Annotated in this window: 6 protein-coding genes; 4 read left to right on the forward strand and 2 right to left on the reverse strand. The window is 40.8% G+C overall.

The genetic code is table 11. The features are described 5' to 3' along the window. The first annotated feature begins 222 nt into the window (after positions 1 to 222). The 4 genes from SYN7502_RS17575 (at position 223) to SYN7502_RS17590 (ending at position 3,219) form a co-directional block, all read left to right on the forward strand. Positions 223 to 1,059, forward strand: a complete 837-nt coding sequence (locus SYN7502_RS17575; protein WP_246828945.1) for an SDR family NAD(P)-dependent oxidoreductase — start codon at positions 223 to 225, stop codon at positions 1,057 to 1,059. A gap of 233 nt (positions 1,060 to 1,292) precedes the next feature. Beyond that, entirely contained in the window at positions 1,293 to 1,526 is a 234-nt protein-coding gene (locus SYN7502_RS17580) for a DUF6737 family protein (RefSeq protein ID WP_015170070.1), read from the forward strand. 24 nt (positions 1,527 to 1,550) lie between these two features. Next, positions 1,551 to 2,213: a DUF2301 domain-containing membrane protein gene (locus tag SYN7502_RS17585; protein ID WP_015170071.1), complete on the forward strand. Its 663-nt coding sequence runs from the start codon at positions 1,551 to 1,553 to the stop codon at positions 2,211 to 2,213. A 7-nt stretch (positions 2,214 to 2,220) separates the two neighbouring features. Next, positions 2,221 to 3,219 (forward strand): glutathione S-transferase family protein, encoded by a 999-nt coding sequence (locus tag SYN7502_RS17590; RefSeq protein WP_015170072.1) that lies wholly within the window; start codon positions 2,221 to 2,223, stop codon positions 3,217 to 3,219. Between the two features lie 94 nt (positions 3,220 to 3,313). Here the strand turns inward: SYN7502_RS17590 and SYN7502_RS17595 are convergent, their stop codons facing one another. Together SYN7502_RS17595 and SYN7502_RS17600 are read right to left on the reverse strand one after the other, a co-directional pair. Next, positions 3,314 to 4,681, reverse strand: coding sequence for an aromatic ring-hydroxylating dioxygenase subunit alpha (locus tag SYN7502_RS17595; protein WP_015170073.1), 1,368 nt, complete (start codon positions 4,679 to 4,681; stop codon positions 3,314 to 3,316). 84 nt (positions 4,682 to 4,765) lie between these two features. Further along, a complete protein-coding gene (locus tag SYN7502_RS17600; protein ID WP_015170074.1) occupies positions 4,766 to 5,839 on the reverse strand; it encodes a RuBisCO accumulation factor 1 in 1,074 nt (357 codons plus the stop codon). Between the last annotated feature and the right edge of the window lie 161 nt (positions 5,840 to 6,000).

Consider the following 6,000-nt stretch of genomic DNA (forward strand, 5'->3'; position numbering starts at 1 on the left):
ATATGACGCGCATCCCTATCTATAGATGATTTAGTTATACTTGGGACAAATGATCTAAAAACTCAATCAAAAATCTGATTGGATCATCTAACTGAAAATCCAACTCGAGAATTTTACGCAAAGAAGTTCAAGACTAATTTAAACCCAACATATTTATAGCCTTTGTCTTGGCTTCATCAACCACAACACTCTGTCTCCCGAACATTAGCTTCTGATTCCAAAATGGATTCTCAAAATTTGGCATGGGCTGGCAATCTGGGGAGACCTCAATACTGGAGGTTTATTATGAATATTCAAGGAAAGACGGCTTTAGTTACTGGAGCTTCGCGCGGTATTGGCTATGCGATCGCTTTGGAACTGGCACAAACAGGCATCAAAAAGCTGTTACTTGTAGCGCGGGATCAGGCTCGACTAGAGGAATTAGCCGATTTGGTGGAAAGCATAGGTGTAGAAGCGGTAGTTATTCCCCTTGATTTAACCCAAACTGTAGAAGTTAGTATTGCGATCGCTAAAGCTTGGCGGGATCACGGACATATTCACTTACTGGTTAACTGTGCAGGAGTGGCGCATCAATCTCCGTTTTTGCGATCGCAGCTTATGGATGTCCAAGAAGAAATTGCGATTAACTTGATTGGCATGTACACAATTACCCGATTGATCGCTCGGCGCATGGCATCCCAAAGGGAAGGCAGAATTGTCAATGTTTCTAGCCTGATGGGGAAAGTGGCGGCTCCAACTATGGCGACCTATTCAGCAACTAAGTTTGCAATTTTAGGATTTACCCAAGCTTTGCGTGGTGAACTGGCTGCCTATAATGTGGGGGTATCGGCTTTATTGCCATCTTTGACTGATACAGATATGGTGCGAGGGTTGGAGTGGTTTCGTTGGGTAGCAGTGATGACTCCCAAGCAAGTGGCAAAGGCTTTAATTGATGGACTAAATAAAGAATCTCCAGAAATTTTAGTGGGATGGCAAAGTCATTTAGCGGTGCTTTGTAATCGAATTGCTCCTTGGCTATTGGAAAAGATTCTGGTGTTTTCGGCTCCGCAAATTAGTTAATTGGAGTGAGAGAATAAAATTTAATGACAGGAGATCGCTTTTTAAGATTTCAGAAATTTTAGGGCGATCCCTGCTATAAATCAAATAATCTCTAAATACTCCTTACCCATTTAATTTAGTCTTTTTTATCGTGGGAAGGGAGTAATCGTCAAATATTGTGAATTTAATTCCAAGCAATGAAAATGTAAGGTAAGTTCTATTTCACTATAATTGAAAGGATATAGAACTTATTTATGCAATCAATTCCAGAGAAACCTGCCACAGAAAAACCTGATAGTGTTTGGAATCATAAGCCTTGGTGGTGTCAGCCTTGGTCAATTTTATTAACAGGGATCGCAATTATTAGTAGCAGTTGGCTATTATTTAAACTGATTTGGCTATCTATACTTGTCGCTATTCCCATATTGATATGGATGGGTTTCTTCTTAATTCTGTTTCCAAGACTAGCTCTTCAAGAGCAGCAATAGTAATCTATTTAATACTCTAAAACTATGACCAATATATCCTCAAACCCATATCCAGTATATCAAGGGCAATTTGGAGAATTCACGATTACTGAAAGCGATCACCAAGGAGTAATTATTTATCGCAGTGCGCTATTAACGGCAGCAATTTGTTTTAGTCTTGGGTCTCTGCTTGCCATTCTATTTGCTTCCAATTCTTTGATTTTGAATTTGTTGACTGGGTTTTATTTTGCCTTTTCTATCGCTTTAGGAATTGCCCTTGCGAATATCCATATTTATCTCAAATTACTGCATCGCACCTTACAAGTATTTCTGGGGATCGGCAGTCTTTCGGCTTTAGTATTTACAGCGATCGCTTTTCAACATCAACAATCATTAGCCACATATATTTACGAACATCCTTTGACTATTCTGGGTGTGGGATTTACCTTTGCGGCGATCACAGGGATTTATTTTAAGGAGGCTTTTTGCTTTAATCGCTTTGAGACTAAGTTTCTAGTGGCGATCGCTCCTACTCTGTTACTCGGACATTTAATAGGATGGTTATCACTTGATATAGAAAAATCTCTGTTAATTACTTGGGCAGTTCTGTTTATGATTTTTGGGCTGCGTAAGTTCTTTCAAGCTATTCCCGATGACATTGGTGATAAATCTGTTTTTGAGTATTTAGAAAAGCAGGCTAAGTCCTAATAAATTTATGGCACTTCCTCCCAAAATTCTGATCAAGTCTGCCAAGTTTATCTGGACAAGTATGTGGAAAGTAATGATGTCCAATCTTGCTGCCCGCGATCACTCAGGGGCATATATTCGTCCAGAGAGTCAGTTTAGAAATTTTATTAGCACCGATCCCAGCCATTCCTATCAGCCAGAGGCAGGAAGATATGCTCTAGTTGTAGGTTATGGTTGTCCTTGGGCGCATCGGACTTTGATCATTAGAAGTCTAAAGGGATTACAAGATGCAATATCTGTAATTATCGCTACTCCTTCCCCTGATGCTGGAATTTGGGAGTTAGAAGAGAATTCGGAAAACTGTGGAAATTTACCGCAACTCTATCAAAAGGCGCAAGCTGGATATACTGGACGCTCGACAGTTCCAGTGCTATGGGATCATCAGACCAAAACCATTGTAAATAACGAAAGTTCGGAAATTATCGTGATGTTAAATTCTGAATTCAATCACTTTGCTAAATATCCCCACCTAGATTTATTTCCAGAGGACTTAAAAGAAGCGATCGCAGATTGGAATCAGAGAATCTATCACTCGGTTAATAATGGCGTATATCGTTGCGGCTTTGCCCAAACTCAAACTGCCTATGATCTAGCCTGTACGGAACTATTTGCTACATTAGATGAACTTGAATTAGCTCTTGAACATTCCCGTTATCTGTGTGGCGATCGCCTGACCTTGGCAGATATTCGCTTATTTACAACTCTGTTTCGGTTTGATGTAGTTTATTACAGTTTATTCAAATGCGATCGGCGACGGATTCAAGACTATCCGAACTTGGGAAGTTATTTAAGAGATATCTATCAACTAAATGGAGTGGCTGATACCTGTAAATTAGAGCAAGTGCAGCAAGACTATTTCGGTAATCTGTTTCCACTTAATCCCGGTGGCATTATTCCTTCTACCCCAGATGTCACTAATTTACTGAAATCCCATAACAGAGAGCGAATTGGAGCATCTCCAGAATAAATTTTAGATATTGCGGTTTCTTAGATAAGTACAGTACGAGTATCGACCTCTTAATTAAGACTTCTAGGATTTCTAATTTCCTAAAAGATTAAATTTACAAACGATTACGAGCGGGGATTTCTTGTCCATGATTAAACTTCTGCTCTAGGTTACTCAAGATTAACCAAGTAATGATCGCTATTAAAATCATCCCAGCACCTATATATTGCCAATTAAATAGTAAAGAGGTAAGTAAAGCGATCGCTCCTAAACCTGAAACTGCAATTTTTAAGCGTTGGATATTTTTAAGTGCAGTGCGACAACTATGGCAATGAATCGTATGGCTATGGTAGCGATCGAGTAAAACTGGCTTAGGTTGGGCGGGTGATAAACTTTGTCCAGCGAAAGGATCGGCATTAAACTGGCTTAGCCATTTACGATATTCGATCACAAACAAATCCGCTTTAGTCGGTAAATAATAAGCCTGAGCAAAATTAGTTTTCTGTAATTCCAGATAACGCTCTTGGTGGTGCAGAAAAATCTGATCATCCTCCAGAATGGCATTTTGATTAATGTGGGAGAACCACTGAGGCGTGAGCTTAATAAAAAATTCAGGGATTTTAGAAGAAAACTGAAACGGAAATCTGGCAAATAAGCGACATTCTCCCTTACGCATCGGTGTTGCGTATACCACGGTCATGGTGACACCAAATTGCTTAGAAGTTAAATCATGCCACATTAAATTGGGAGCAATAAAAACCGTATCTTGTGTGCCAAGGGTACCTTTGCGGGGACCTTCTGCCCAAACTCCTGTAAATCCAGATTTATCAGACCTAGTAAGCTCTAACTCCACGGGTGCAGCATTGGCACGATTGCCAACGGATTCGTGATGGGTAAAGGGCAGGTGACTGGAATCCAAAACATTTTCTAAAAGTGTGGAGGCATCGTAGGGTAAATCTCGAAAGGTATTTAAGCATACCCAGGCTTCAGGAGACTGTTCTAGGGCATCAATAATTGGCACTTTAACTTGACTGGCATACTCTCCCAAACACACAAACAATAAACCCTGTGCCGTAGCAGTAGCGTAGGATTTGACACAAGCTCTTGAAGATTGCTCGGCGGTACCACCTTTTACTTTTTGGGGAATGCGATCGCAGCTACCATTACCTTTAAAAGCCCAACCATGATAGGGACATTCAATTAAACCATCTTCGGCAATTCTTCCTTCCGATAACCGTGCTAAACGATGGGGACATTGATCGGCAAAAGCTCGCCAAGTTTTATTATTTTGATCCCACCACAGCACTAAATCCTGATCTAGCAATGTAAAAGCGGTGGGTTTAGTTCGCTCTAAATCTGTAATATAGCTAACAGGATACCATGCTTCCTTGGGATCGAAATAGGCTGGATCAGTTCCACCTGCGGGCATATATTCGATTTTGGACTCGATTTTAGTAGTCAGTGGATCAGCATTAACTAGCATTAGTATTTTTGCAGAATTTTAATAAAACTTAATACTAGTTATTATATGCCCTTCCCAGTGAAAGATTGAGGTATGGGGTGGAGGCTATTCTTCCAGTTGCCACAGGTCTTTTCTAAAATCTTCGTCTAGGACTTTTTTGGGACGTAGAACTAGGATCATCCTGCCTAAAATTGGTAGGGATGGAGCTTCAGGAAACCATTGAAATATTAAGCTACCTTCTGATTCAACCAAAAAATAACTATCAGCCCGCCATTGTCTTTGGGAGCGATCAACGATTACTAAAATTTCTTCGGAAGTATTATCAGGGATTAAATATTCACTATCAACTATTAGGGCGATCGCATCCTCAGCCTCTAAAATTACTTGCCAACTGGGAATAGCCACCCATACACCCGTACCCGAAAATTTAACTAGCCGAAATTTCCCGATCTCATCGGTCATAGGCACAGCCATAAAATCCGCCTTGGTAATTGGCATCTTACCCGCCACAGGAATTATGCGGGGTGACTCAGTATCTTCATCGGGGCGGTATAGGGGTAAACGGGGCGCAGTTAGGGCTTTACTCACAGAGAAATCCGTAAGCAGTTTTTCAATTTGTTGTCGTGCACTTACACTATGGGCAAAACTTAAGCCCTTGGCAATTAACCGCGATCGCTCTTGGAGGTCAGATTTTTGGCGCGCATTTTTCCAGCACTGATAGGCAATGGTGTCGCCAGGATGATCGGAAAAGCCTTCGGGTAATTTAGTTAAGCGGGAAAATTCCTTAATAGCTTTTGCTAACTCATAGGCACCTTCGGAATCAAGGGTTTTAGCCACTAGGAATTCAGCTGCTGCTACCCGTTCAACTTGGCTTAAAATGCGTAACTCGTACAAACTATCACTACCCCTTTGGGCAAAATGGTCTAACACCGTTTCTGAGGCTTGTTGAGCTTCTAAGCCACTATAAACCTGGGCAGCTACCATAATTTGATTTTGCTGAATTGGCTCAAATCCTGTTTCTTCAAAAATAGCCTGAGGAGTATAACCAGATTTTTGTAATTTTTGGCAAGCCTGTCCCCACTGTACCCAATTACCTTCCTTACGGCGGAGCGATCGCAGTAGCAATTCTATAGTTGGGTCTGTAGCTGGGGCTGGAGTTTTATCTGGTTCAGCAGTCATGGTTTATTGGTCTAGTTTATCCGTTTGGTTCAGTAGTCTAATTAAATATTTTGGTTAAATAGTTATGCAGAAGTAGTGACCCTAGATAAATTGTAAGTCCTATTGGTTTCTACATTCCTGCTTGGGCAGATTGTGTTTTGGAATATTGTGCTTTGGAATAC

Source organism: Synechococcus sp. PCC 7502, from assembly GCF_000317085.1.
GTDB lineage: Bacteria > Cyanobacteriota > Cyanobacteriia > Pseudanabaenales > Pseudanabaenaceae > PCC-7502.

Coding starts and splice junctions, on each gene's coding strand:
- SYN7502_RS17575 (WP_246828945.1), top strand. CDS start 223: ATGGATTCTCAAAATTTGGCATGGGCTGGCAATCTGGGGAGACCTCAA.
- SYN7502_RS17580 (WP_015170070.1), top strand. CDS start 1,293: ATGCAATCAATTCCAGAGAAACCTGCCACAGAAAAACCTGATAGTGTT.
- SYN7502_RS17585 (WP_015170071.1), top strand. CDS start 1,551: ATGACCAATATATCCTCAAACCCATATCCAGTATATCAAGGGCAATTT.
- SYN7502_RS17590 (WP_015170072.1), top strand. CDS start 2,221: ATGGCACTTCCTCCCAAAATTCTGATCAAGTCTGCCAAGTTTATCTGG.
- SYN7502_RS17595 (WP_015170073.1), bottom strand. CDS start 4,681: ATGCTAGTTAATGCTGATCCACTGACTACTAAAATCGAGTCCAAAATC.
- SYN7502_RS17600 (WP_015170074.1), bottom strand. CDS start 5,839: ATGACTGCTGAACCAGATAAAACTCCAGCCCCAGCTACAGACCCAACT.